The organism is Novosphingobium sp. PhB57 (assembly GCF_004342985.1).
GTDB lineage: Bacteria > Pseudomonadota > Alphaproteobacteria > Sphingomonadales > Sphingomonadaceae > Novosphingobium.
Map to the genome: position 1 here is coordinate 94,648 of NZ_SMBO01000001.1, position 24,553 is coordinate 119,200.

At 67.0% G+C, this 24,553-nt stretch carries 26 protein-coding genes; 17 read left to right on the forward strand and 9 right to left on the reverse strand.

The window, feature by feature from the left end:
- Positions 1 to 59 precede the first annotated feature (59 nt).
- Genes guaD through EDF58_RS00375 form a run of 3 tightly spaced genes read left to right on the forward strand, consistent with a single transcriptional unit; the run spans position 60 to position 2,889 of the window.
- Entirely contained in the window at positions 60 to 1,346 is a 1,287-nt protein-coding gene (guaD, locus tag EDF58_RS00365; RefSeq protein WP_132261718.1) for a guanine deaminase, read from the forward strand.
- On the forward strand, positions 1,343 to 2,359 hold the full coding sequence (locus EDF58_RS00370; RefSeq protein WP_132261720.1) for an adenosine deaminase: 1,017 nt from the start codon (positions 1,343 to 1,345) through the stop codon (positions 2,357 to 2,359). Before guaD ends, EDF58_RS00370 begins: the two co-directional genes overlap by 4 nt.
- Before the next feature lie 23 nt (positions 2,360 to 2,382).
- Entirely contained in the window at positions 2,383 to 2,889 is a 507-nt protein-coding gene (locus EDF58_RS00375; RefSeq protein WP_279388314.1) for a DUF4269 domain-containing protein, read from the forward strand.
- A gap of 9 nt (positions 2,890 to 2,898) precedes the next feature.
- On the opposite strand, the gene EDF58_RS00380 is transcribed toward EDF58_RS00375, so the two are convergent.
- From EDF58_RS00380 to EDF58_RS00390, 3 genes are all read right to left on the reverse strand, one after another.
- Entirely contained in the window at positions 2,899 to 3,432 is a 534-nt protein-coding gene (locus tag EDF58_RS00380; protein ID WP_132261723.1) for a phosphoribosyltransferase family protein, read from the reverse strand.
- Between the two features lie 114 nt (positions 3,433 to 3,546).
- Complete coding sequence (locus EDF58_RS00385) at positions 3,547 to 4,467, reverse strand: LysR family transcriptional regulator (protein ID WP_132261725.1); 921 nt, start codon at positions 4,465 to 4,467, stop codon at positions 3,547 to 3,549.
- Positions 4,468 to 4,858: 391 nt separating this feature from the next.
- Positions 4,859 to 5,755, reverse strand: a complete 897-nt coding sequence (locus tag EDF58_RS00390; protein WP_132261727.1) for a LysR family transcriptional regulator — start codon at positions 5,753 to 5,755, stop codon at positions 4,859 to 4,861.
- 119 nt (positions 5,756 to 5,874) lie between these two features.
- On the opposite strand from EDF58_RS00390, the gene EDF58_RS00395 reads away from it, so the two are divergent.
- Complete coding sequence (locus EDF58_RS00395; protein ID WP_132261728.1) at positions 5,875 to 7,035, forward strand: isovaleryl-CoA dehydrogenase; 1,161 nt, start codon at positions 5,875 to 5,877, stop codon at positions 7,033 to 7,035.
- Between the two features lie 102 nt (positions 7,036 to 7,137).
- Here the strand turns inward: EDF58_RS00395 and EDF58_RS00400 are convergent, their stop codons facing one another.
- The 5 genes from EDF58_RS00400 to ccmA form a co-directional block, all read right to left on the reverse strand.
- Positions 7,138 to 7,584: a hypothetical protein gene (locus EDF58_RS00400; RefSeq protein ID WP_132261730.1), complete on the reverse strand. Its 447-nt coding sequence runs from the start codon at positions 7,582 to 7,584 to the stop codon at positions 7,138 to 7,140.
- A 419-nt stretch (positions 7,585 to 8,003) separates the two neighbouring features.
- Positions 8,004 to 8,627, reverse strand: a complete 624-nt coding sequence (locus tag EDF58_RS00405) for a carboxymuconolactone decarboxylase family protein (protein WP_132261732.1) — start codon at positions 8,625 to 8,627, stop codon at positions 8,004 to 8,006.
- 32 nt (positions 8,628 to 8,659) lie between these two features.
- Positions 8,660 to 9,802 (reverse strand): sulfotransferase, encoded by a 1,143-nt coding sequence (locus EDF58_RS00410; RefSeq protein WP_132261734.1) that lies wholly within the window; start codon positions 9,800 to 9,802, stop codon positions 8,660 to 8,662.
- A gap of 123 nt (positions 9,803 to 9,925) precedes the next feature.
- Positions 9,926 to 10,585 (reverse strand): heme exporter protein CcmB, encoded by a 660-nt coding sequence (locus tag EDF58_RS00415; RefSeq protein WP_132261736.1) that lies wholly within the window; start codon positions 10,583 to 10,585, stop codon positions 9,926 to 9,928.
- On the reverse strand, positions 10,582 to 11,163 hold the full coding sequence (gene ccmA, locus EDF58_RS00420; RefSeq protein WP_132261738.1) for a heme ABC exporter ATP-binding protein CcmA: 582 nt from the start codon (positions 11,161 to 11,163) through the stop codon (positions 10,582 to 10,584). The genes EDF58_RS00415 and ccmA overlap by 4 nt, the downstream gene beginning before the upstream one ends.
- Positions 11,164 to 11,227: 64 nt before the next feature.
- On the opposite strand from ccmA, the gene EDF58_RS00425 reads away from it, so the two are divergent.
- On the forward strand, positions 11,228 to 11,527 hold the full coding sequence (locus EDF58_RS00425) for a 4a-hydroxytetrahydrobiopterin dehydratase (RefSeq protein WP_132261739.1): 300 nt from the start codon (positions 11,228 to 11,230) through the stop codon (positions 11,525 to 11,527).
- Positions 11,528 to 11,537: 10 nt separating this feature from the next.
- A complete protein-coding gene (locus tag EDF58_RS00430) occupies positions 11,538 to 12,656 on the forward strand; it encodes an acyltransferase (protein WP_132261741.1) in 1,119 nt (372 codons plus the stop codon).
- An 8-nt stretch (positions 12,657 to 12,664) separates the two neighbouring features.
- Here the strand turns inward: EDF58_RS00430 and EDF58_RS00435 are convergent, their stop codons facing one another.
- On the reverse strand, positions 12,665 to 13,282 hold the full coding sequence (locus EDF58_RS00435) for a DNA-3-methyladenine glycosylase (protein ID WP_132261743.1): 618 nt from the start codon (positions 13,280 to 13,282) through the stop codon (positions 12,665 to 12,667).
- Between the two features lie 104 nt (positions 13,283 to 13,386).
- Between EDF58_RS00435 and EDF58_RS00440 the strand changes: the two genes are divergently transcribed.
- The 11 genes from EDF58_RS00440 to mraY all read left to right on the forward strand — a co-directional run bounded on the left by EDF58_RS00440 (position 13,387) and on the right by mraY (position 24,548).
- Entirely contained in the window at positions 13,387 to 13,704 is a 318-nt protein-coding gene (locus EDF58_RS00440; protein WP_132261744.1) for a 2Fe-2S iron-sulfur cluster-binding protein, read from the forward strand.
- Positions 13,705 to 13,945: 241 nt separating this feature from the next.
- Complete coding sequence (locus EDF58_RS00445) at positions 13,946 to 14,956, forward strand: cysteine synthase A (RefSeq protein ID WP_132261746.1); 1,011 nt, start codon at positions 13,946 to 13,948, stop codon at positions 14,954 to 14,956.
- A 40-nt stretch (positions 14,957 to 14,996) separates the two neighbouring features.
- A complete protein-coding gene (locus EDF58_RS00450) occupies positions 14,997 to 15,332 on the forward strand; it encodes a hypothetical protein (protein WP_132261748.1) in 336 nt (111 codons plus the stop codon).
- Positions 15,333 to 15,369: 37 nt separating this feature from the next.
- The gene (locus EDF58_RS00455) at positions 15,370 to 16,191 is read left to right on the forward strand and encodes a DUF4350 domain-containing protein (RefSeq protein WP_207912782.1); all 822 of its coding nucleotides are present in this window, start codon (positions 15,370 to 15,372) and stop codon (positions 16,189 to 16,191) included.
- Between the two features lie 314 nt (positions 16,192 to 16,505).
- The gene (locus EDF58_RS00460) at positions 16,506 to 17,003 is read left to right on the forward strand and encodes a division/cell wall cluster transcriptional repressor MraZ (protein ID WP_132261749.1); all 498 of its coding nucleotides are present in this window, start codon (positions 16,506 to 16,508) and stop codon (positions 17,001 to 17,003) included.
- Complete coding sequence (gene rsmH, locus EDF58_RS00465; RefSeq protein ID WP_132261751.1) at positions 17,000 to 18,040, forward strand: 16S rRNA (cytosine(1402)-N(4))-methyltransferase RsmH; 1,041 nt, start codon at positions 17,000 to 17,002, stop codon at positions 18,038 to 18,040. Before EDF58_RS00460 ends, rsmH begins: the two co-directional genes overlap by 4 nt.
- Entirely contained in the window at positions 18,037 to 18,597 is a 561-nt protein-coding gene (locus EDF58_RS00470; protein WP_132261752.1) for a hypothetical protein, read from the forward strand. Before rsmH ends, EDF58_RS00470 begins: the two co-directional genes overlap by 4 nt.
- Complete coding sequence (locus tag EDF58_RS00475; protein ID WP_132261754.1) at positions 18,594 to 20,369, forward strand: penicillin-binding protein 2; 1,776 nt, start codon at positions 18,594 to 18,596, stop codon at positions 20,367 to 20,369. Before EDF58_RS00470 ends, EDF58_RS00475 begins: the two co-directional genes overlap by 4 nt.
- Before the next feature lie 10 nt (positions 20,370 to 20,379).
- The gene (locus EDF58_RS00480) at positions 20,380 to 21,879 is read left to right on the forward strand and encodes a UDP-N-acetylmuramoyl-L-alanyl-D-glutamate--2,6-diaminopimelate ligase (RefSeq protein WP_132261755.1); all 1,500 of its coding nucleotides are present in this window, start codon (positions 20,380 to 20,382) and stop codon (positions 21,877 to 21,879) included.
- Positions 21,880 to 21,883: 4 nt separating this feature from the next.
- A complete protein-coding gene (locus tag EDF58_RS00485; protein ID WP_132261757.1) occupies positions 21,884 to 23,461 on the forward strand; it encodes a Mur ligase family protein in 1,578 nt (525 codons plus the stop codon).
- Positions 23,462 to 23,477: 16 nt separating this feature from the next.
- A complete protein-coding gene (gene mraY / locus EDF58_RS00490) occupies positions 23,478 to 24,548 on the forward strand; it encodes a phospho-N-acetylmuramoyl-pentapeptide-transferase (protein WP_132261758.1) in 1,071 nt (356 codons plus the stop codon).
- Positions 24,549 to 24,553 lie beyond the last annotated feature (5 nt).

Below are 24,553 nucleotides of genomic sequence, written 5' to 3' on the forward strand. Positions count from 1 at the left end.
CGCGGTAAGCGGCGCGTCGGCGCTCGCCTTCGTGCCGTTCGCCCGCTAGGACAAGGCGGATGATCCAAGCCTTTCGCGCCGAAATCCTCTCCGTTTCCCATGACCCCCAGGACGATCCCGCCGCGATCCGTCACGAGCCCGACGGGCTGCTGGTGGTCGAGGACGGGGTGATCGCCGCGCGCGGGGCCTATGCCGAACTGGCCGGACGCTACGGGCAAGTGCCGGTGGAGACGCTGCCCGGCCTCGTCGTGCCGGGGTTCGTCGACGCCCATGTCCACTACCCCCAGACCGACCGCATCGCCGCGCATGGCGAGCAATTGCTCGACTGGCTGGAACGCCACATCTTCCCGGCCGAAAAGGCCTTTGCCGACAAGGCCCACGCCGATGTCGTGGCGGCCTTCTTTCTCGACGAATTGCTGAGGAACGGCACGACCAGCGCGCTGGTCTATCCCACGGTCCACGAACAGTCGGTCGATGCCCTGTTCGAGGCGGCGCTGGCGCGGAACATGCGGATCGTCTCCGGAAAAGTGCTGATGGACCTCGGCCCCGAAGGGCTGCGCGACACGCCCGCGTCGGGCCGGGCCGGAACCGAGGCGCTGATCCGCCGCTGGCGCGGCCGGGGGCGGCTGGGCTATGCCGTCACGCCGCGTTTCGCGCTGGCCTGCTCCGACACGCAGCTTGCCGATGCCGGTGCGCTCCTGGCCGAGCATCCCGAGGTGCTGCTTCACACCCACCTGGCCGAGAACTTGCGCGAATGCGCGGAAGTGGCGGCGCGCTTTCCCGAAGCGGCGGACTACCTCGACGCCTACGACCGCTTCGGCCTCGTCACGGACCGCGCGGTCTTCGCGCATGGGGTGCACTTGTCGGAGAGGGCCTGCCACCGGCTGGACGAAAGCGGGGCGGGGATCGCGGTCTGCCCCAGTTCGAACCTGTTCCTCGGTTCCGGCTGCTTCGATTTCGGGCAGGCAGACCGGCACGGCCTGCGTCTGGGCCTCGGCACCGACGTGGGGGCCGGCACGACGTTCTCGCTGCTCCACACCCAGGGCATCGCCTATCAGGCGGCGCAAATGAAAGGCACGGCGCTCGACCCGTTCCGCGCCCTCTGGCTGGCGACCGGGGGAAGCGCGGCGCTGCTCCACATCGGCGACCGCGTGGGGCGGCTGGACGTGGGGCAGGAAGCCGATTTCGTGGTGCTGGACTCCTGCGCAACCCCGCTGCTCGCGCGCCGCACCCGCGACGCCGGACTTGCAGAGCGGCTCTTCGCGTTGCAGGTGCTGGGCGACGACCGCGCCGTGGCGCGCACTTATCTGCTGGGCCGCTGCGCCTGGAACAGGGACAAGACATGACCGATCTCGACAGCTTCATCGCCGGCCTGCCCAAGGCCGAGCTTCACCTCCACATCGAAGGCAGCCTGGAGCCCGAACTCATGTTCGCCCTGGCCGAGCGCAACGGCGTGTCGATCCCCTTCGCCACGGTGGAAGAAGTGCGTGCCGCCTACGACTTCTCGAACCTGCAGGACTTCCTCGACATCTATTACGCGGGCGCCAACGTGCTGCTGACGCGGCAGGACTTCCACGACCTCGCCGCCGCCTACTTCGCCCGTGCGGCGGCGGACGGGGTGGTGCACGCCGAACTGATGTTCGATCCTCAGACCCACACCGACCGCGGTGTGCCCTTCGCCGAAGTGATCGAGGGCCTGCTCTCCGCCATGGAGGCCGCCCATGCCGAGCATGGCATGACCAGCAGCCTGATCCTCTCGTTCCTGCGCCATCTCTCCGAGGAAGCCGCCTTCGCCACTCTGGCCGAGGCGGAACCCTGGCTCGACCGGATCGAGGCCGTGGGACTGGATTCTTCCGAAGTCGGCCACCCGCCCGAGAAATTCGCGCGGGTCTTCGCCGCCGCGCGCGAAAAGGGCCTCAGGATCACCGCCCATGCCGGCGAGGAAGGCCCGCCCGCATATGTCCATCAGGCGCTCGACCTGCTGGGCGTCCACCGCATCGATCACGGCAACCGCGCGCTGGAAGACCCCGCGCTGATCGCGCGCCTGGTTCGTGAGGAAATGACGCTGACTGTCTGCCCGCTCTCCAACCACAAGCTCTGCGTGGTGGACGACCTGGCCGATCACCCGATCGACGCGATGCTCGCTCACGGCCTCAAGGCCACGATCAGTTCCGACGATCCGGCCTATTTCGGCGGCTACGTGGCTGACAATTACCGCGCCGTCGCGGCGGCTCGAGGTCTGGGCAAGGCAGCGCTGGGGACCTTGGCACGCAACAGCTTCACCGGCTCGTTCCTGCCGCCCGAGGCCGTCGCGGCCAATCTCGACCGGCTGGAAGCCTATCTGGAGGCGCATCGCTGAGGGGGCCGGACTGGCAGGCGGCCCTGGCGGCGAGCGGCATTCTCCTGCGGCTCGCCCGGTTCGATCCGCATGTCGCCGGGACATTCCCGCTCGGCCTGGCGGTTCCCGGCAGCGACATCGACGTGCTCTGCCATGCCCCCGATCCCGACCTGTTCGCCGCGGCCTTGTGGGCGGAGTGCGGACGTTTCGAACGTTTCGCCATGTGGCAGTGGCGCAAGGCGGACCGCCCGGTGGTGGCCACGTTCTCGGTGGAAGGGCTGCCATTCGAGATATTCGGCCAGGCGCGGCCGGTCGCCGGGCAGCACGGCTGGCGCCACTTCACGGTGGAGCAGCGGCTGCTCGGCCTAGGCGGCACGGCGTTCCGGGACGCGGTCCTGGCGGCGCGGAGGGCAGGCGCGAAGACCGAGCCCGCCTTTGCGCAAGTGCTCGGGCTGGAGGGCGATCCCTACCGCGCCATGCTGGACCTGGCGGAGATGGACGACGCCGGATTGCTGGAGGTCATGAAGCCAGGGGGAAGCCCCGGGGCATGACCCCCGGCTTCAGGCCAGGCGTTCGGGCACCGAAAGCGCTTCCTCGACGATGCTTTCGCGCGTGCCCACCGATTCCCAGGGAAACACGAACCAGCGCTTGTCGTCGGTACGGTCGATCACTTCGGCCCAGAGGTCGACGCCGACCTTGGAACTCTTGTTGTTGATCACCACCGCGAAGCGCAAGTTGCCGTGGTCGCAGCCGCCTTCGGTCAGCTGGCTGCGGATATATTCGATGGTGCCGCCGGTGTCGTTGATATCGTCCACGAACAGCATGCGCGTGCCATCGGCGCTCATCGCCGCGACTTTCGCCAGAAGTTCGTCGGCGAAGCCGGGGATCTTGGACGAATGGTCGATCGACAGCATCGGCAGCGACAGCTGGTGCGAGATATAGACGGCCGGAACCAATCCGCCGCGGCCGAGGCCGATGACGAATTCGGGCTTCCACTCGCCCTGCTGCACCTGCCGTGAAAGCTGGCGAACCTTGGCAAGGAAGTCTTCGTAATACTCGAGATAATGGAGCTGCGGCTCGGAAGCTTCACTCATGCGGGGCAAATCCTGAACGCGAATGTGGGGAGGAAGCTGCTCCGGTTACCGCGTTCTTGCGAAATCCGCAATCGCGCGATGCCGCCTGGGCTTCCCGCAGAGGCCGGGCGGGGCCTAAGCCGTTGAAGCAGCATGGCCAAGCGCGGCAAATCCGTGCTCGAATTCGCCGATCACCAGGTTCGCGGCATAAGACGGCGTGCGGGCCGAGGCCGTGCAGAGCGCGAGGGTCATCGGCCGCAGCAGCGAATCGGAAATGCGGGTGAAGGCCAGGCTGCCCCGCTGCACGTCGGTGCGGACATCCAGCGAAGTGAGCACGCCCACCCCGGCACCCTGCGTGACCAGCGCGGTGATCATCTGGATATTGTCCGAACTCGCCTTGCGGGTCAGAGCGATCCCGGTCGCCCCTTCCAGCACGGCGATCTGCTGATAGACCGCCAGCGGCTCTGCCGGGATGATCATCGGCTCGTCCGCGCAGATCGAGAAGCGCGCCTCGGGCAGGGCGGCGAAAGGATGGCCGGGCGGCGTGACGAAGCCCAGCACCACTTCGGTGAAGGCGCGGACCGAAAGGTCGCGGTAGGACTGCGGCTCGAACAGGATGCCGCAATCCACCGATCCGTCGATCACCGCCCGCCGCACCGCGTCGTTGCCCAGCACCTTGATGCCCAGGGTGATGCCCGGATAGCGCTGCTGGATGGCGTGGAGCGTCGCAGGGACATGGCCCGTCGCCAGGGCATCGATCACCGCGATGTCGACGTGGCCCCGCTTCAATCCGCGCAAGTCCTCTATCCGTCCGCGCAGGCTGGCCATGCCCTGCTGCCAGTGGGCGCCGGAGGCCATCATCATCTCTCCGGCCGCGGTGAGCCGCAGGCCGGTGGGCAGGCGCTCGAACAGCGGGAGGCCCAGTTCGGCTTCCACGTTCAGGATCTGCCGGTCGATGGCGGAGGCGGACACGTTCAGCTCGTCGGCAGCCTTGCGGATCGAGCCGAGGCGGCCGACCGCCATGAAGTAGCGCAGGAAACGGGAAAATGCCGGCATCGGGACTGTCTGGACCTGCTCTAATTTTTGCAACGCTGCGTCAAATTCATTGCGTTTGATCGCATCGTGTCAGCTCTTTACCTAATGGGCAACACCGAAACGTGCGAACGCGCTGGCGGCGGCTGCTCTCCCAACGAGGCCGCTGCCAGTGCGCGAACCGCATGACGGTAGGGGGCGCTTCTCCGCATTTGGGGGTAAAAAGGGACACCCGGTTCGGGAGCGCCCCCGCTCGGTGCTGTCTCGTACAGGCAGGCCCGTTACCGGGCGGCTTGTGCGGACACCGGGTGTGACGCGTGCGCCAGTCAGGGTGCCAAGTCAGGGTTCAGGGCAAGACAGGATATTCACGGCCGACACGGAAAGACCCGGTCGGCATAGAGACAGCCGGCGGGCGCTATGAGGGCGCCGCACCGGATTGACGGGCCAGGGAGGGAAGGCTGGCGGAGACGATCTCCAGCGTCGCCGCCAGTCGTTCCTCCGCCTCCGCCGGAAATTCCGCGCCGCGTATCAGGCCCAGTCTGCGGCTCAGGCCATAGCCTGCGATCTCCGCCGTCGCCGTTCCCGCAGGAGCCAGCGACAGGGGCGCCACCGTCACGCCAAGGCCGGCCGCAACCATGCGCATGCAGCGGTCCTCGTTCTCGCTGCGCAAGGCGAAGCGCGGGCGCACCCCGGCATCGGTGAAGAAGCGGCTGGTTTGCTGAAGCACCTCGCAGGACCGCCTGGCGATCATGATGTCCCCGGCGATGTCCTGCGGCGCCACGAGCGACGCCCCGGCGAAGCGGTGCGTCTCCGGCATGACCAGGACGTAGGGCTCCTCCAGCAATGTGCGGGCGCAGGGGCCTTGTTCGTCTTCCCCCAGCAACGTCAGCGCCAACTGGATCTTGCCGCTGCCGAGTTGCCCGCGCAAATCGCGGTCGTCCCCCTCCACCAGTTCGATCCCGAAGTCCCCGGCCAGTTCGCGGGCGAGCCGCTCCAGCAGCGGGCCGGACACGCTCGGGATCACCCCCAGCTTCAGGTCCGGCCACTGCTCCTGCATGGGCCGGCCGAACTGGTCCGCGCGGCGGAAGCCGGCTTCGAGGTCGCGGGCGATCGGCAGGAAGGCGCCCCCCGGCTCGGTCAGGCGGACATGGCGCCGGTCGCGCACGAACAGCGGCGATCCCACCAGGCGTTCCAGTTCCGCAATGCTGGTGGAGACCGTCGGCTGGGTGACGTGGAGCCGCGCCGAGGCCTGCTTGAAGCTGCCGGAATCGGCAACGGCCAGGAAATGGCGGATATGCGCGCGCTTTATCATTGGGAAAATTTATCGAACTGGGCGGGAAGTTTCAATTTGTTTGGCGGGAGCCCGGTCGCTAACTTGCGGGTTAACGAAAGGCGCCGGAGAGCGGCGCTCGAAAAGATTGGGACTAGGGCATGAAGGCAACCCCGGATTTCGACTTCGCGCTGGGCGAATCGGCGGAGATGATCCGCGAGAGCGTGGCCCGTTTCGCCGACGAACAGATCGCGCCGCTTGCGGCCAGGGTCGATGCGGAGGACTGGTTTCCGCGCGAACTCTGGCCTGCCATGGGCGAGCTTGGCCTGCACGGCATCACCGTGGAAGAGCAATGGGGCGGCACCGGGCTGGGCTATCTCGAACATGTGATCGCGGTGGAGGAAGTCAGCCGGGCCTCGGCTTCGGTCGGGCTGTCCTACGGCGCGCACTCGAACCTCTGCGTGAACCAGATCCGGCGCTGGGGGAACGAGGCCCAGAAGGCCAAGTACCTGCCCGGCCTGATTTCCGGCGAGCATGTGGGCAGCCTGGCCATGTCCGAAGCGGGGGCGGGGTCCGACGTGGTCGGGATGAAGCTGCGGGCCGACGCCGTGCCGGGCGGCTTTCGCCTGAACGGCACCAAGTTCTGGATCACCAACGGTACTTACGCGGAAGTGCTGGTCGTCTACGCCCGCACCGATGCGGAGGCAGGCTCCAGGGGGATCACCGCCTTCCTGATCGAGAAAGGCATGGCCGGCTTCTCCATCGGCCAGAAGATCGACAAGATGGGCATGCGCGGATCGCCGACGTGCGAACTGGTGTTCGACGACTGCTTCGTGCCTGAAGAGAACGTCATGGGCCCGCTGAACGGCGGCGTGAAAGTGCTGATGAGCGGGCTCGACTACGAGCGGGTGGTGCTGGCGGGTCTGCAGATCGGCATCATGCAGGCCTGCCTGGATACCGTGATCCCCTATGTGCGCGAACGCCGCCAGTTCGGCACCGCCATCGGCACGTTCCAGCTCATGCAGGCCAAAGTGGCGGACATGTACGTCGCGCTGCAGTCGGCGCGGGCCTATGTCTACGCCGTCGCGCGGGCCTGCGACGCAGGGCAGACCACCCGGTTCGACGCGGCCGGCGCGATCCTGCTCGCCAGCGAGAACGCCTTCCGCGTCTCGGGAGAAGCGGTGCAGGCACTGGGCGGGGCCGGCTACACCAAGGACTGGCCGGTCGAGCGCTATCTGCGTGATGCCAAGCTGCTCGACATCGGCGCCGGTACGAACGAGATCAGGCGCATGCTGATCGGGCGCGAATTGATCGGGGGATAAGTCCGCCGGTCCTCACCGCGCCCGCTCAATGAGGAGCGCCGGAGGGAAGTGCGCTTCCCTCCGGCACGCGCCCCGGAGCCGGGCCTCCCTCCGCGTCGCCGCTCAATGCCGCTGGTTCTTCGCTTCGACCGGTTCGCCGGGGAAAATGCCGGCAATGGCCATGGCCGCGCCGAGCTTCGAGAGCGTTTCCAGCACGTCGCCCACGCTGTCTTCCGAAACCACCAGTTCCAGCGTGGCGCGCGTCTGCTGGGGGCCGCGGTCGCGCAGCGAGGTGATGAGTTCGAGAATCACCGCCTCGTGCTCGGAAACATGGCTGCAGGCCATCGGACAGAAGGCGAAAGTCTCCAGCGCATCGCGGTTGAACAGCAGCATGGCCCGGTGGAACGGCTGGAGCCCGCCGATCATCCGCCACTTGGCGAAAGCAGGGGCCAGTGCCTGCGCAGGGCATTGCCGGCGCGCCAGCGTCGTGACCCAGGCGCGCATGGACCAGACGAGGAAACGGCACCCCTCGTCGAGCGAATTCAGCGGGCGATCGACGTACTGATACATGCCTGGTTCTCCATGGGCTTGTATTTGAGAATGATTATCATTAGCTATGTCTACGCAGCTTGTCTTGCCCGTCAAGCCTGCACCAAGGACCTCGGGCCGGCGCTTGTCATGGGGCGCCCGCCTGCCCTTCCTGTCGACTGGGCCGGGGCGATTTCACGCACCACGCGAGAAACCGCCCCGGCCCGTTTTTTTCAGGAAAATCCCCAACTTATCCCGCCGTTATCCCGGAGTTCTGCCGCGCTTGTCCACAGGCGCCGCCGGATCCGCCGCCGGTGAACCGTGCGAAAAACCCGGCGATATTTTCCACGAGAAAAGGCCGCCGCTCGGGGAGCGACGGCCTTTCGAAACACGCAGTGATTCGCCGTGATTCGTTTCGCCGATTCGCGGACTATCGGCGTGCCGAATCCCGCGAATCGGGATCAGCGGTAATCGAAACCGCCCTTGGGCTGAATTTTCAGGGAATTCTGCTGCATCGCCGTCATCAGATAGGCGCCGACGAGCATGGGCAGTTCCAGCATCTGCTTTTCGTCCCAGGTCCGAGCGAGCGTGTTCCAGGTCTCCTCGCCCAGGCAGTAATCGGCGAGCAGTTCCTCGACCGCGCGCAGCATGGCCGATTCGTGTTCGGTCCAGCCGGGCGCGGCAGAGCCTGCGATCACGCGTTCGAGGTCCTCGGCAGTGATGCCGAAGGCCTTGCCGATATCCACATGTTCGCACCATTCGAACGGCGCGCCGGCGAGCAGGGCCAGGCGCAGGATCATCAGTTCCCGCTCACGGCCGGGTATCGCGCCTCTGGCGGCCAATTCGATACCCAGCACCATCTGCCCCTTGAACATGCCTGGATGGCGCAAGGTGATCAGGCTGACGTCGGGGAAGGGGCGACTGTCGGGGATATGGAAGGCCGCGCGGATCGCGTCGACCTGCTCCTGTCCCTCCGGGCTCACTTCGTCGAGCCGCAGCGGCGCATAGCGCGGCCCTCCCGCAATCGTCTGCGCCTCTCGCGCGGCGGCATCGAAGTCTACGGGGCCGCTGGTTACTTCACCCATCTGTCATCACCTGTGGTTCTTCCGAAAGTTGTTCAAGCGGCTTCGCTGAAGGGCGCCCAGCGCTCCATGTGCGCCAGATAGTCGCCGAAATGGCCGCGCACCGCTGCGGGATCGAGCCCGAAGCGCGCCGGATCGGGCTTGGCCATGCGGGGCTCGCTCTCGTTCGATGCCCACCATGCCGCCATTGCCCGTGCGAACTCCGGAGAGACCGGCTCTCCCAGCCAGGCATAGAGTTCGCGCACTTGCCCCAGCGGGTCGCGCAGCATGGCGCGGAAGTGGATGTCGTGAAAACGGTGGTCCCCGCCGCCATCGCGAAAGGCGATCGCCCGCCGCATCGCCTCGGACCAGGTCCGAAGGTTGAGATCGCCGAGATAGGCATGGTCGGTCCGGTCGGTGAACTTGCCGATGATGTCGGCATAGACCGTGGCCACGGACAGGATCACGTCGCTGGGATCGCGGTGAGTCATGACGAAGCGGGCATCGGGAAACGCCGCCGTCAGCGCATCGAGATAGAGCATGTGCGTGGGCGCCTTGAGCCGCCAGGGCCGCGCCGGTTGCCGCCATTGCAGCAGCTTCAGCACACGCTTGTGATAGGCGTAAGTCTCGGTCAGGTCGGCTTGGAGGAGCCAGTCCGAATAGCGGGGAACCTGGGCGAAAGCCTGGAATATCTGGCTCTTGAAATCGAGCGCCATGATGTCCTGGCACTCCATCGCGCCGTCGATCCCGCTTGGCGTGCGGCGGCCGCCTTTCAGCGTCTCGTCGGCGCTGCTGGCGGAGACGCCCCGGCGGGGATCGGGTCCTTCGACAGTGCCAGGCGGCGGACAGGGGCGGCTGCTTTCCCAGACCCTGAGGTAGCGGATCGCCGGGTCGCTCGCGAGCAGGAACGACAGCGCCGAGGAACCTGTGCGCGGCAGGCTGACGCCGAACAGCGGTGCGCGGATCTCCTCGTCCGCGATCTCGGGATGGCGGCGATACCAGTCTTCGATTTCCAGTCTTTGCCTGAGATGCAGGACGATGCGTTCCGCCAGGGCGCTTTCGCCCAGCGCATTGAGGCCGGCCTCGCGATCGAGGGAATCGACCAGGATTTCCAGGCCCTCGCGAAAGCCGTCTGCGCCGAAGTCGTCGAGCCCGGCTTCGCGCCTGGCCCTGTCGATCAGCGTCCGATGGCTTTCCATGGCATTCTCCCGCTGTCCGGTTCTGGCCGGATCTGGAAGCGCACTATGCTTGGGCAGCGGTACCTGCGCCAACCGCCGTGGCGATGAAACGAGCGCTCGCCGGCGCCGCGCCGCGCGAGATCGTCAGCCGCGGGCCGCGCGGATCGCCGCGCCGCTGGCGAAAGGGGCGATGGCCAGCAGGACCAGGCTTGCCGCCGCGGTCAGGGCCAGTCCGCCCGTGCCGCCGCTGCCGAGGCTGCCCGCGCCGAAGATCAGCACCGGCACGGCCATGGGGATCATCAGCAGCCCCCCCAGCGCCGCGCCGCCGCGCAGGCCGGCCGTGAGTGCGGCAACCGTCACCCCCAGCGCGGCGAGGCCCGGCGTACCCGCCAGCAGCCCGATCTCGACCAGCATGAGCCTCTGCCCGTCCAGCCCGAGCAGGGCGGCGGCGGGCAGGGCGGCCAGCATGAGCGGGGGGCCGAAGCTCAGCCAATGGGCGAGCACCCGCACCGCGATCACCAGTTCCTCGGAGATGCCGCGCAGCGCCCACTGATCGAACAGGCCCATCTCGATGTCGGGCTCCACCAGGCGGTCGAGCGGCAGGATCGCGGCCAGCAAGGCGGCAACCCAGATCACGCCGCCGCCGGTCCGCGCCAGCAGCGGCGCATCGGGGCCGACGGCGAAGGGATAGAGCATCGCCACCGAGAGGAAGAACAGGATCGGCAGCAGCGCCCCGCCGCCGCGTCCGCCCAGCAGCAGGCGCGTGAGGTCTCGCTTGAGGAGGGGCCGGATCCTGACGCTCATGCCGCGTGCTCCGCAAGGGCGAGGGTTGCCATGCCCGGCAGCGCGAAAGGCTGGTGAGAAGCGATCACTGCAATGCCGCCCTTGCTGCAATGCTCCGCCGCCAGTGCCTCGACCAGGGCGACCGCATGGCTGTCGAGCCCGTTCAGCGGCTCGTCGAGCAGCCAGATCCGCGCGTCCTGGCCGAGCAGGCGGGCAAGGGCGGCGCGCTTCTTCTGCCCCGTGGACAAGTAGCGCACCGGCACGTCAAGCAGGCCCGAGAGACCCAGGCGGGCCATGTGCCGATCTTCGCCATTCCCGTCCATCTGCTGCCAGAATGCCAGGGCGGAGCCGAGCGTCCAGCCCGGATCGAGCGCCGGGCGTTCGTCCACCAGGCCGATGCTGCCTGCGGTCGTCACGGCGCCGGAAAAGGCCGGGGCCAGGCCGGCCAGGATACGCAGCAGGCTGGACTTGCCGATGCCGTTGCGCCCGGTCACCTGCAGTGCCTCGCCGGCATCGAGCCGCAGCGAGACGCCGCGAAACAGCAGCCTGTCGCCGCGCCGGCAGGCGAGGTCGTCGATGGCGATGGAGGCCCCTTGCATGGGGTGACGCGATAGTGGAAAGCCCCCCCAGTGCCAAGCTGGCTGCATCTTTACGGAGTCGCCCATGCCGATTGCCCGCCTTACCGACGCCGAACGCGATGAAGCGCTGGCCGCACTGCCCGGCTGGGACTTGCGCGAGGACGGCCTCGCCATCGTGCGCAAGCTGAAATTCGCGGACTTCAACGAGGCTTTCGGCTTCATGACCCGCGTGGCCATCCAGGCCGACAAGGCCGACCATCATCCTGAATGGTTCAACGTCTACAACCGCGTGGAGATCACGCTGACCACCCACGATGCCGATGGCCTGAGCCGCCGCGACCTGGAACTGGCCCGCTTCATCGACGCGGCCGCCCCGCGCGACTGATTCGGCTCCCGTGAGCCCGCCTGCCGAGCAACCTTTCCTGACGCGGCCGCTCTCGGTCGTGCTGGACTTCGTGCGCTTTGGCGCGGCGCTGCTCGTGGCCATCGGCCATGCGGTGCAGCTCGGGCTTTATCACGGCTGGTTTCCCTTCGGCGTGCGCATGCAGCACTACTGCGTGATCGTGTTCTTCGTGCTTTCGGGCCTCGTGATCAGCACGTCCGTGCTGAGCGGCCGGTCCAGCCTGCCTCGTTACGCCGTGGCGCGCCTGTCGCGCATCCTGCCGGTCGCGGTGCCCTCGCTGCTGTTCGGCACGCTGGCGGCCTATGTGCTGGCGGGGCCGATGCCGGTGCGAATGGACAATTCCCCCGCGGAAGCGCTGGAAGTGACGAAGCAACTGCTGGCGCCGCTGGCTTTCCTCAGCGCCTGGCCGGGGGTGGCCGGGCCGGTCTGGAACCCGCCCTATTGGTCGCTTTGCTACGAGGTCTGGTACTATGCGATCTTCGCATTGGCCGTGTTCCTGCGGGGCTGGCCGCGCGTCCTTGCGGTGGCGCTGGGCTGCGCGGCGGCGGGCGGGGCCATTCTCCTGCTGATGCCCGTCTGGCTGATGGGGGCGGCGCTGACCCATGTTCGCACCGCCCGGCGCCTGCCCCTCGCGGCTGCGCCCGTCGCGATCGTGGCAGCCTGCGCAATGGCGCTGTTCCTGTTCCGGATCGATCACGCGGTGCTCAATCCCCTGCTCAAGGCGTGGTGGCCGGGCGATGCCGAATGGTCGCAATGGGCGTTGTCGGACCTGCTGATGGGCCTGGCCATGACCCTGGCGCTGGTGGCCGCGCGTCCGCTGGTGAACCTGCTTTCCGCGCCGATCCTGCGTCTCGACGGAGCCGCCCGGACGCTCGCCGGCTTTTCCTTCACGCTCTACTTGTTCCACTGGCCGCTGATCCAGCTGCTGCGGTCCTGGGGGATCGAGGCCGGGCGCAGTTTTCCGATGTTCGCGGCCCTGATCGCGCTGATCGTGCTGGCCTGCGCGGGAATATCGATCCTGACCGAACGGCAGTCCCCGCGCCTGCGCCGGTGGATGGAAAGCCGTTTTCTGGGCGAAGCGGGGCTACGGAAGGCGCCCCTCTCCGTTTAGGGCGCCGCTTAAAGGGCCGGGTTGTTGTAGCAGTGCCAGGTGAAGATCGCCGCGGCGCCGCGATGGGGGCGCCAGGCTTCGGCCAGTTCCCGCGCTTCCTTCTCGCTGGGACGCGCTTCCAGGCCGAGGATCTTGTGCATGCCGGCCTGCACCGCAAGGTCGCCGGCCGGCCAGATGTCCGGGCGGCCTTCCGCGAAGAGCAGATAGATTTCCGCGGACCAGCGGCCGATGCCCTTGATGCGCACAAGCTGGGCGATTGCCTCCTCGTCGTCCGCGGGCAAGTCGTCGAAGTCGAGCGTGCCGGCGATCACCAGTTCGCAAAGGCTGCGCGCATAACCCTGCTTCTGACGCGAAAGCCCGCAGCCGCGCAGGGCTTCGAATTCGGCGGCCAGCAAAGTTTCGGGCGCGATCCCTTCGCCCAGCAGGTCCTCGAGCCGCTGCCACACCGAAGAGGCCGCCGCCACCGACACTTGCTGGCCCACGATGGTGCGCAGGAGCGTGGCGTATCCGGTAGGGCGGATGCGCGGTTCGGGGTAGCCGGCCGCATCCAGCGCTCGGGCGATGGCGGGCTCTCGCCCCGCAATCGCGTCGAGTCCCAGTTTCAGTGCGCCAGCGCTCAAGCCCATAGTTCGATTACCTTGCAAAAGGGGATTGCAGCCATTAGCAGCCGGCCCCAAAGGCCGAAACCAGCATGTTATGATACATGCAGTATCAAAGAGGATCGACGAGAATGCCGCAGATCATCGTCATCAATCAATCGGGCGAAGAATCCACCGTTGAGGCCCTTGAAGGCCGCACCCTCATGGAAACGATCCGCGACAGCGGTTTCGACGAGCTTCTGGCCCTCTGCGGCGGCTGCTGCTCCTGCGCGACCTGCCACGTCCACATCGATCCCGCCTTCGCCGACAAGCTGCCGGCCATGAGCGAAGACGAGAACGACCTGCTCGACAGCTCGGACCATCGCAACGAATACTCGCGCCTGTCCTGCCAGGTGCCGATCACTTCGGTGCTCGAAGGCTGCAAGGTCACGATCGCGCAGGAAGACTGATTCTGCGATGACCTGACGCTCCGGCAAGACGGCCTCCGGGCCGTTTTGCGCGGGCACCGGCCCGCGTTCCATCGGACCTCCCCTCCGGGATGGATTCTTGAGGGAGCCGAGGCGGAAAGCGGGAAGGCGCCGCGGGCCGGGCCGCGAGACGGGCACGAGAAGGGGAGCAAGGCGAATGGCCTGCTCAAAAAACTCCGCAAATCATTTGCGCCTTTCGGTCTGACTTCCTACCTGTGCCGCCATGACTGCACCGATCCCCCAGCGCTCCACTCTCGACCTCATCGGCAACACCCCGCTCGTCCTGCTCAAGGGACCGAGCGAAGCGGCCGGATGCGAGATCTGGGGCAAGTGCGAATTCGCCAACCCCGGCGCCTCGGTGAAGGATCGCGCGGCCTTGTGGATCGTGCGCGATGCCGAGGCGAAGGGCCTGCTCCAGCCCGGCGGCACGATCGTGGAAGGCACGGCGGGGAACACCGGCATCGGCATCGCGCTGGTGGCCAATGCGCTGGGCTACAAGACGATCATCGTCATGCCGGAAACGCAGTCGCGCGAGAAGATGGACACGCTGCGCGCGCTGGGCGCCGAGCTGGTCCTGGTGCCGGCCGCGCCGTTCTCGAATCCCGGCCACTTCGTCCACACCTCGCGCCGCCTCGCCGAAGAGACGCCGGGCGCGATCTGGGCCAACCAGTTCGACAATATCGCCAACCGCAAGGCTCATATCGAAAGCACCGCGCCGGAAATCTGGCAGCAGCTGGACGGCCGGATCGACGGCTTCACTTGCGCTGCGGGCACCGGCGGCACGATCGCGGGCACCGGCCTCGGCCTCAAGGCCTTCGACGAGAACATCACCATTGCGCTCACCGATCCGCACGGCGCGGCGCTCTACAACTACTATGCCCATGGCGAGCTGAAGGCCGAAGGCTCGTCGGTCGCCGAAGGCATCGGGCAGGGGCGGATCACCGCCAACCTCGAAGGCGCGCCGATCGATACCCAGTTCCGCATCTCGGACGAAGAGGGCCTCGAATGGGTCCGCCGCCTGCTTTCGGAAGAGGGGCTCTGCCTCGGCCTCTCCTCGGGCATCAACGTGGCGGGCGCCGTGGCGCTGGGGCGCAAGCTGGTGGCCGAAGGCAAGGCCGACGCGCGCGTCGCCACGATCCTGTGCGACACCGGATTCCGCTACCTCTCCTCGCTGTTCAATCCGGAATGGCTGGAATCGAAGAACCTGCCCGTCTTCCCATGGCTGCGATCCTGAGGTAAACGGTCTGTCGATGGCAGGACACATTCCGCCTACAATGGTTGAACCGATCACCGCACCGCAGCACTTCGTGCCGCCCACTGCGCGCGAGCTGCGTTCGCAGGCCGTTCACCGTCTCCAGGTCGGACTTTTCGGCCTTTGCGCGATGCTGCTCATCGTGGGCTTGGCGAACATCATCAACGATCGCACCCGGCTGATCGATACTTCCGATCCGATCCAGCAGGTCGTTGCGGTCGATGCCAAGCCGAAGAAGGCGTCCAGCGATCCGCTCGCGGACATCGGCGTGGTTCCCGCCGCCGATCCCAGCCCCTCGGCTCCGCCCGCGCCGATGACGGATCCCGAAGTAACCGGCGCTCCGGTAGACGGCCAGTAAGCTGCGCCCAGCGCTGACGCTTCTGGCTGGCGCGGCCATGCTCGCGGCCACACTCACGAGTTGCGGCGATTCGGCGGCGCCGCGCCGCGATCGCGCCATTGGTCTCTATACCAGCCTGCCCATCGTCTGGGGCGAAAGCGGCGATGTGCGCGAATTGCTGGCGCCTGAGCGCGCCCGGCACTGGGCGCTTGCGCCGCTGGATGAGGCAGGCCGCCTGACCCCGCTCGACACGCTGGCCGGGCCGAACGGGCGATTGCCGCTCCCCTCGGGCGCGCTACTGGTACTGGCGCAGCCCCGCCCGCTTTCGCCGCAGGAAAACGTGGCGCTGGACCGCTGGGTGCGCGAGGGCGGGCATCTGCTGCTGTTCGCGGACCCCATGCTGACCATGCCGTCGCGCCACGCGCTGGGCGATCCTCGGCGGCCGCAGGACATGGTGCTGCTCTCTCCCATCCTGGCGCACTGGGGATTGGCGCTGGAGTTCGACGCGGGCCAGAGGGCCGGGGAACGCCTGGTCCAGACTTCCGCCGGGCCGCTTCCGGTCGACCTTGCGGGCCGGTTTCGCGCATCGGGGAATTCCGGGGAAGGACCATCGTCCTCGGGAATTTCGGGGAAAGCGGGGAGCGATGGGGACGGCGCCGTGTCGGCGGGAAAATCCGGGACCGGCGGGAAAAGCGGGGACGAGACTGCCTCCTGCCTTTACGAAGCGGATGGGGTTCTGGCGCGATGCAGGCTGGGAAAGGGCCGGATCCTGGCCATTTCCGACGCAGCCTTGCTGGAGGACCCCGAAGAGGTGCCCTCGCTGGACTTGCGGCGTAAAACGTTTGCCAGGCTCATCGAACAGGCAAAAAGTGGGGATTGACGGGCAGGCCCGGGATCGATGCGGATATAAGGGAAAATCCGCGTAAAATCAGCGCTATCCATGGTTTCGCAGGTCCTAACGGAACGGGACCTGGGATGACCCGTGCCTAAAATCCGAAGAAATCCGCCGATTAATTCCCTCTGATCCCCACATTTCCCTTTAATCCCCAAAATTCCCGTTATAAAAGCATTGTCAATCGGAATGGCTGAGACTCGCCGTGTGCTGCTTGCAGTACCGGAACCCTGCCGCGTGAGCGCGTGGCGGGAGGGGTTGCTGTCATGCCCGAGAGGCAACCTTAGGGGCGAACAGGGACCATGGCTGGGCAGCCATACATCTACAACGGACAGGGCTTCTCGCTGCTACGCGACAAGAACCGTTTCGTGCTGCCCAATGCATTTCGCGGCACTGTGCGCGAATCGAGCGGCAAGGACCTGCTCTGCCTGACCACCCATGACCGCTGGCCCTGCCTCGTCGGCTTCGGCCTCTCGCGCATTCAGGATTTCGAGCAGGAAATCCGCGAGCAGCAGGAAATGGCCGTCCGCGCGGGCAAGGACTTCGACGCGGAAAAGCGCGCCAGCGACATTTACGCCTCCTACGAAGTGCCGTTCGACGGCAGCGGCCGTTTCGTCCTGCCCGACGATCTCGGCGCGCTCGCCAATGTCTCCGACCAGCTCTACTTCCGCGGCAATGGCCGATTCTTCACGGTGTGGAGCCCGGAAAACCTCAACACGATGGACGATAGCTGGAAGGCGGCACAGACCGCCTGTGGCAGCCTTGCGGCCAAGGAACTTCAGAAAGCTTCGAAGAAATGAGCGCCTCTCGCACCATACCCGAGGGCGTTCCCCACGTTCCGGTGCTCCTTGAGGAGGTCGTCGCCGCCCTGAACCCCCGGGGCGGCGACGTCATCGTCGACGGTACCCTGGGCGCGGGAGGCTATACCCGCCGCCTGCTCGATGCGGGGGCGACGGTTCATGCCTTCGACCGGGATCCCGATGCCATTGCTGCAATCGTGGATAACCGCGAAAAATGGCCGGAGCTGGACGCCGTTCCGCCCCGCCTCGTGTTGCACGCCCGGCGCTTCTCCGAAATGGTCGAGGGCCTTGCAGAAGCGGGAGTCGACAGCGTGGACGGCGTCGTCATGGATATCGGCGTGTCCTCGATGCAGCTCGACCAGGCGGAGCGGGGCTTCGCGTTCGGCGCCGATGGCCCGCTCGACATGCGCATGAGCCAGTCCGGGCTTTCCGCCGCCGACTTCGTGAACGAGGCGGACGAGGCGGAGATCGCCGACGTGCTCTACCTCTATGGCGAGGAACGCCAGTCGCGCCGGGTGGCGCGGGCGATCGTGGCCGCGCGGCCCATCGCGACCACGGGCGAACTCGCCAGCGTGGTGCGCAAGGCCGTGGGCTACAATCCCAATTACAAGGGAGCGTCGGCGCCGAAGGATCCGGCGACGCGCAGCTTCCAGGCGATCCGTATCCATGTGAACGGAGAGCTGGACGAACTCGACGCCGGGATGGAAGGGGCCGAAACGCTGCTGCACGCCGGGGGGCGGCTGGCGATCGTGACCTTCCACAGCCTTGAGGACCGCAAGGTCAAGCGCTTCCTGCGCGATGCCGCCGGCCAGGCCCAGAGCACTTCGCGGCACCTGCCGCAAGTCGCTTCGGGATCGCAGGCGACGTTCGAACATGTGGCGAAGGCGGTGCGGCCCGGGGAAGCGGAACTTGCCGCCAATCCCCGTTCCCGATCCGCAACCCTGCGCGCCGCGGTGCGCACGGAAGCCTCACCCAGAACGACTGGCCCCACGAAATCGGCCCGGAACGGCCGCGAAGACCCCAGGAGCGCCGCATGAACCTCACTCGCGATCGCGTCCATTCGATCGGATGGATTTCCGTGCTGCTGGTCTGCGGGGCGCTGACGATCGGCCTGACGCTGCGTGTCAACGCGGTGAAGAGCCAGGTTCACGATACCGAGAAGCGGATCGTGTGGGTGCAGCAGGACATCAACTTCCTGGAAACGGAATTCCAGACCCGTTCGAACCAGCAGGCGCTCAAGGAACTGAACGACGTCGAGTTCGGCTACAAGGCGCCGACCGCGGGCCAGTACATCGAGGGCGAGCGCCAGCTTGCCGCGCTGGGCATGCCGGTGGGGCCGGGTGCGCCGGCGCCGATCCGCTATGCCAATGCCGACAAGACCGGCGAGGGCACCCAAGCGGAGGGCGGCAACGGCGGACTGCTGGCCATGGTGTCGCCGGTCTCCGGCGCCACGGCCGCTGCCATCGCCCAGGGCGAAGCCAAGGGCGCGGGCGGCAAGAACCGCGATCCCGAGCGTGACCAGATGGCGCGCGATGCCGCCGCGCTGGGCAGCCGCCTGGCGCGCATCGAAGTGGCGGAGGCCGCCCAGCAGTGAACGCTCCGGCCTTCCCGATCGGAGCGATCCCCACCACGGTTTCCACCGGCCGGCGCAAGCTGTTCAACGTCCGTCAGCAGTCGCTGCTGACGGCGAAGATGCGCACGCTCTGGATTCTGGGGGTGTTCACGCTCATCGGGCTTCTGGCCTTCTTCCGCATCGTCTACCTGGGTGTGACCGGTCCGTCCGTGCGCGGAGGCGACCTTTCCGACTTGCTGATCCCGCAGCGCGGCGAGATCGTGGACCGCAACGGCGTGCCCCTCGCGCGCGAATTCCGTACTTATTCGCTCTGGTTCAACCCCAAGGCGATGACCGAGGGATCTTCGCTGGTCCACACCCCGGCCGAGATCGCCGATGGGCTGATCCGCATCTTCCCCGATCTCGACCGCGCCGAACTGATCGCCAAGCTCTCGTCCGACAAGCCGGGCTACTTGCGCAAGTCGATCCTCCCGGAGGACGCCAACAAGGTCCACGCCCTGGGTGAGCCGGCGCTCGAATATCCGCAGGAAGCCACGCGCTTCTATCCGCAAGGGTCCATGGCGGCCTCGGTGCTGGGCTATGTCGATACGTTCGGCAAGGGCCAGGTCGGCATGGAAGAGGCGTTCGACAAGCAGCTTACCAGCCCCGAAGGCCGCGAGACCCCGGCCGTGCTCTCGATCGACTTCCGCGTGCAGAGCGCGCTGGAAGACGAACTCGGCAAGGGCATGGCGCTGAGCAAGGCCAAGGGTGCGGCAGGCGTGATCCTCGATGTCGACACCGGGGAGATCCTGGCGCTGGCCTCCTTGCCCTCGTTCGATCCCAACCACGTCCAGCCCAGCGACCTCGTCATCACCGAGGAGCAGGCCAAGGCCGGAGACGTGCCGCGCGGCTTCAACCGCGTGACCAACCAGGTCTATGAACTCGGCTCCACCTTCAAGCCGATCACCGTCGCGGCCGCACTCGATGCCGGCACGATCACCGACTTGCGCCGCCGCTGGCCGGCCACGCCGCTCCACGTCGGCAAGTTCACGATTCACGACCTGCACAACTACGGCAGCTCGCTCAACGTGCTGGAAACGCTGATCCATTCGTCGAACACGGTCACCGCGCATATCGCGGACGAACTCGGCGGCGAGCGGCTCAAGAAGACGATGGAATCGCTGTCGATGAACCAGCGGCCTTATGTCGAACTGCCGGCGCGCGGCTTCCCTCTCTGGCCGCGGGGCGAGTGGCCGCGCCTGCGCACCATGACGGTCGCCTATGGCCACGGTATCGCGGTCACTCCGCTGCATCTGGCCAATGCCTATGCCGCGCTCGTCAACGGCGGCATCTGGCGCCCGACCACCCTGAAAAAGCTGGAGCCTTCGCAGGTTCCGGCAGGACGCCGCGTGTTCACCGCCGCCACGAGCGCCCGCATGCGCCAGCTCCTGCGCATGATCGTGTCCTACGGCACGGGCCGCAAGGCCGACGCGCCGGGCTTCCGCGTGGGCGGCAAGACCGGCTCGGCCGAAAAGCCCGGCGTCGGCGGCTATCGCAAGCACTCGCTGGTGGCGACGTTCGCCGCGGCTTTCCCGATGGACCGCCCGCGCTATGTCGTCATTGCCATGATGGACGAGCCGCAGGGCACGGAAGCCACCTCGTTCCAGCGCACTGCGGCCTGGAACTCGGCACCGGTGATCCAGCGCGTCGTCCCGCGCATCGGCCCGCTGCTGGGCGTCATGCCCGACGAAACGCGCGACATCGACATTTCCGACCTCAAGCCCCTGATCCCCGCCGGAACCGCTGAAGAGTGAGCCTCGAAGAATGAAATTGACTGCCCTCTGCGCCGCTGCCGGCATCCCTCTTGCCGAGGGTTCTCTTTCGGCCAGCAATCTTGCGGGCAGTGCAGACGAGACGGGCAATGTCACCGGCTTTGCCATCGACCACCGCAAAGTCGCGCCCGGCACGGTTTTCGGCGCTTTTCGCGGTACGAAGTTCAATGGCGAGGACTACATCGCCGCCGCCGTCAAGGCCGGCGCCATTGCCGTGGTGGCGCATCCCGATGCCAAAGTCGAAGGCGCCGTCCATTTCGCCGATCCCGAGCCGCGCCGCCTGTTCGCGCGCCTCGCCGCGCCGTTCTTCCAGCCGGTTCCCGAGACCCTGGTGGCCGTCACCGGCACGAACGGCAAGACCTCGACGGTCGAGCTGACGCGCCAGATCTGGCGCATGGCGGGCCAACGCGCGGCCTCGATCGGCACGCTGGGCGTCACCACGAGCGACGAAACCGTCTCGACCGGGCTGACCACGCCCGACATCGTCACGTTCCTCGCCAACCTGACCGGCCTCGCGCGGGAGGGCGTCACTCATGTCGCCTACGAGGCGTCCAGCCACGGCCTTTCGCAGTACCGGATCGAGGGACCGCGCGTTTCGGTGGGCGCCTTCACCAATCTCTCGCGCGACCATCTCGATTATCATGCCGACATGGACGATTACTTCGCGGCGAAGATGCGCCTGTTCGACGAAGTGGTCGTCGATGGCGGCACCGCCGTGATCTGGGCCGACGATGCCTGGTCGGACAAAGCCATTGCCCATGCCGAAAGGCGCGGGCTCAAGACGTTCACCGTGGGTGCCAAGGGCACCAGCATCCGCCTCTCGGGTCGCAAGCCGGGCGGACTCGGCCAGAAGCTGGAGCTCGAGCATGAGGGCAAAGCCTACGTGCTCGAGCTTCCGCTCATCGGTGCCTACCAGGCCGCCAATGCGCTGGTGGCGGCAGGGCTGGTGCTGGCCAGCGGCGGCGATGCCCATACGACTTTCGATGCCCTGAAGCGCCTCGTCACCGTGCGCGGGCGGCTTGAGCGCGCCGCGATTTCCTCGGTAGGCGCGCCGGTCTATGTCGACTATGCGCATACGCCAGACGCGCTGGAAGCGGCTATCGCGGCGCTCCGTCCCCATGTGGAAGGGCGCCTGATCGTCGTCTTCGGCGCCGGCGGCGACCGCGACCAGGGGAAGCGGCCGGACATGGGCCGCGTGGCCAGCGAAGGCGCGGACGTGGCGATCGTCACTGACGACAATCCGCGCGGCGAGGATCCAGCGGCGATCCGCGCGATGGTCCTGGCCGGAATGGGCAAGGATGCGCGGGAAATCGGTGACCGGCGCGAGGCGATCGGCGCGGCCATCGCCGAGGCTGGACGGGGGGACATCGTCCTCATCGCGGGCAAGGGGCATGAACAGGGGCAGATCATCGGCAGCGGCGACTCCGTGCGCGTCCTGCCATTCGACGACGTAACCGTGGCCAGGGAAATGTCTGGTCCGCAGGGAAGGTAGTGCGATGAATGCTGTAGCCCGGATCCTCGATTGGCCCAGTGATTCGATCGGGGGAAGCGACGCCGCGGAGGAGAACCCGCTGGCCCCGTCGACGCAAGGCCTGTGGGATTCCGCCACGCTTGCGCGGGTGCTCAAGGGTGCGGCCAGCAGCGAGTTCACCGTCTCCGGCGTAGAGATCGACAGCCGCGACGTTCAGCCCGGAGACTTGTTCTTCGCGCTCAAGGGTGAGGCCATGGACGGCCACCGCTTCGTCGAGGGGGCTTTCGCCAAGGGTGCGGCGGCGGCCGTGGTCGACCGGCCGGTCGATGGGCCGCACATCCTGGTGGAGAACACCACCGAGGCGCTGGAACTGCTCGGAAACGCCGGCCGCCTGCGTGCCCGCGGCCCGATTATCGGCGTGACCGGGTCGGTCGGCAAGACCGGCGTCAAGGAAGCGATCTGGGCCGCGCTCGACCGCGCCAGCCGGGGCGATGCCCATCGCTCGGTCAAGAGCTACAACAACCACGTCGGCGTCCCGCTCAGCCTGGCGCGCATGCCGGCGCGCGCCCGTTTCGGCATCTTCGAAATGGGCATGAACCACGCGGGCGAGATCGCCGGGCTGACCCGGCAGGTCCGTCCAGGCGTCGCCGTCATCACCACCATCGCGCCGGCCCATATCGAGATGCTGGGCTCGATGGAGGCCATTGCCGATGCCAAGGCGGAGATATTCGAAGGGCTGGAAGAGGGCGGGATCGCCGTGATTCCGGCCGACAGCCCCTATTTCAACCGGCTGAAGGAAGCCGCGGTCGCCGTCGGCGCGCAAGTCGTTTCCTTCGGCAAGGCCCGCGACGCCGACGTCCGTCTGCTGGACGCGGTGCCGGCGATTGGCGGCGGCTCCCTGGTGACCATCGACATGGGCGACCGGCGCGTCTGCTATACCGTCGCGTCGCCCGGCGAACATCATGTGATCAATTCCCTTGCGGTCATGGCCGCAGTGCGCGGGGTGAAAGGTGACCTTGGCGCTGCAGGCGTGGCGCTCGCCGAAATGGGCGGGCTGCCGGGCCGGGGCGCGCGACTGGAAATCGACGTTCCGGGTGGGGAGCCCGACGTCGATGCCGATGCAGCCGGTCGCCGCCCCGCGTCGCCCCGCAATGGCGGCAAGGCGCTGCTGATCGACGAGAGCTACAACGCCAATCCGGCCTCGATGCGGGCGACGCTCGACCAGCTCGGGCGCACCCCCGCGCATCGCCGCATCGCCGTGCTGGGTGCGATGAAGGAACTGGGCAGCCACGGCCCGGATTACCACGCCGCGCTGGCCGGTCCGATCCGGGAGGCGGGAGTCGATTACGCCGTGCTGGTGGGCGAGGAGATGGCCCCGCTCGCCCAAGCTCTTGAAGCCGCCGAACATTCAGGGGAACTGGGGAAATCCGCTAGTCTTCCGCTTGGCAAGACGGTGCCCTTCGCGCATTGCCTGAGCGTGCGGGAAGCCGTGGATGCACTGCGCGAATTCGGTCTCGAACGGGATGACGTCATCCTGGTCAAAGGCTCGAATTCGGTGGGCCTGTCTTCCCTCGTGAACGCGCTCGACAAACAGGAAGGGTAGGGGGCAACCCCGCAAGATGCTGTATCTCATCGCAGATTGGTTCCATTACGAGGGACTGTCCAACCTCTTCCGCTACCAGACGTTCCGTTCCGGCGCGGCGCTGATGACGGCGCTGGGCCTTGGCCTGCTGATCGGTCCGCGCTTCATCAACATGCTGCGCGTGCGCCAGGGCAAGGGCCAGCCGATCCGCGAAGACGGCCCGCAGAGCCACCTTGCCAAGCGCGGCACCCCCACGATGGGCGGGCTGATGATCCTCACCGCGCTGGTCAGTTCGATGATCCTGTTCATGGACGTGACCAACCCCTTCGTCTGGGCCTGCGTGGCCGTGACCGTGGGCTTCGGGATCATCGGGTTCCTGGACGACTATGACAAGGTCGCCAAGCGCAGCACCGCCGGCCTGTCGAGCAAGTTGCGCCTGGGGCTGGAGTTCGTGGTGGCGGGCATCGCCTCGTACATCATCGTCAGCCAGCTCAACACCAACCTCTATGTTCCTTTCCTGTCGGGCCGCTACATTCCGCTCGGGCCGTTCTACTACGTCTTCGCGGCCGTGGTGATCGTGGGCGCGGGCAATGCCGTGAACCTGACCGACGGCCTGGACGGACTGGCGACGATGCCGGTCATCATCGCAGCGGGTACTTTCGCGATCATCTGCTACCTGGCGGGCCGCGTCGACTACGCCAATTACCTCGGCATTCCGCACGTTCCGCGCGCGGGTGAACTCGCCGTGTTCTGCGCCGGGATCATCGGCGCCTGCCTTGCCTTCCTCTGGTTCAATGCCCCGCCCGCGGCCGTCTTCATGGGCGATACCGGCAGCCTCGCCCTCGGCGGCGCACTCGGCGCCATTGCCGTGGCCGCGCACCACGAGATCGTGCTGGCCATCGTCGGCGGGCTGTTCGTGCTGGAAGCGGCTTCGGTCATCATCCAGGTGTTCTGGTTCAAGCGCACCGGCCGCCGCGTGTTCCGCATGGCGCCGATCCATCACCATTTCGAGCAGAAGGGCTGGAAGGAATCGACCGTCGTGATCCGCTTCTGGATCATTTCGATCGTCCTTGCCGTCCTCGGCCTCTCCACGCTCAAGCTGCGATAAGGGGC